The 1,220-nt window shown below is 71.3% G+C and carries 2 protein-coding genes; both read left to right on the top strand.

Annotated elements, in window-relative coordinates; genetic code table 11:
• Positions 1-183 precede the first annotated feature (183 nt).
• Positions 184-600, top strand: a complete 417-nt coding sequence (locus AC1DP0_RS22030; RefSeq protein ID WP_478088746.1) for a flagellar hook assembly protein FlgD — start codon at positions 184-186, stop codon at positions 598-600.
• Between the two features lie 44 nt (positions 601-644).
• Positions 645-1,220, top strand: a 576-nt coding sequence (locus AC1DP0_RS22025; protein WP_478088744.1) for a flagellar hook-basal body complex protein, incomplete at its 3' end; no start/stop codon positions are given.

Genomic DNA, 1,220 nt, shown 5'->3' with positions numbered 1-1,220 from the left:
TCCCAGGGCGGCGACCACGGGACGCTCGGCGACAGCGCTGGACAGCGCGGGGGCAGCCGGGGCGCCGTCCCGCTGTCGCGCGTGGCCGCGGACTCACGTCTCCAGAGCTCCACGCCCTCCCCGCGGCACCCGTCCTCGTCCCTGGGCGTCCTGGACGTCCTCGCCTGACCCAGAAGGAGATTCATGACGACCACCCCGATCGGACCCGTCAGCTCGACCAGCATCACCTCGACTGCTCCCACCAGGGTCCCCAAGCAGGCGATGGACTCGACGGTGTTCATGGACCTGCTCGTGACCCAGCTGAAGAACCAGGACCCGAGCTCCCCGATGGACACCAACGCCATGATCGGCCAGACCACCCAGCTGGCCGTCATGGAGAAGCTGAGCCAGATGGCCTCCGACAGCACCCAGGGGCTGCACGCCCAGCAGCGTGCCGCCGCAGCCGCCCTTCTCGGGCGGACCGTGACGTGGGTCGACGCCGCCGGCACCTCCTCGACCGGAACGGCGACCGGGGTCTCCTTCGCCGCCACCGGTCCCTCGGTCACCGTCGGCTCCGCGTCCGTGCCCCTCGACTCGATCACCGGGGTCACCGGCAGCTGACGCCGGTCCCCGCCACCAGACCACCCACTCAGAAAGGCCGTCCCATGCTCCGCTCGCTCTACTCCGGCATCTCGGGCCTGCGCGCCCACCAGACCATGCTCGACGTCACCGGCAACAACATCGCCAACGTCAACACCACCGGCTTCAAGGGCTCCTCGACCGAGTTCCAGGACACCCTGTCGCAGATGACCCAGGGAGCAGCCGGGCCGCAGGCCGCGACCGGTGGCACCAACCCGGCGCAGATCGGCCTCGGCGTCCGTGTCGCCGCGGTGACGACATCGTTCACCCAGGGCTCGGCCCAGACGACGGGCAAGGCCACCGACATGATGATCTCGGGCGACGGGTTCTTCGTGACCAACCGCGGTGGCCAGCAGTACTTCACGCGTGCGGGCTCGTTCGGCCTCGACGCCGCCGGCCACCTCGTCGGTCCCGACGGCGGCATCCTCCAGGGCTGGATGGCCGACCCCACGGGCCGCCTCAACACCGGCGCCCCCACCACCGACCTGGTCCTGTCGCAGACCGCGATGATCCCGGCCCGCGCCACGACCGGCGTCGACGTCGGCGGCAACCTGCCGTCCGACGCGGCGGCCGGCACCGCCCTCCAGCGCGACATCCAGGTC

This window comes from Terrabacter sp. P5_B1 (assembly GCF_056400505.1).
This window is presented reverse-complemented; position numbering and strand designations above follow the sequence as displayed.

Bases quoted from the DNA above. Each gene is read 5' to 3' on its own strand.
- AC1DP0_RS22030 (WP_478088746.1), top strand. From the start codon at position 184: ATGACGACCACCCCGATCGGACCCGTCAGCTCGACCAGCATCACCTCG.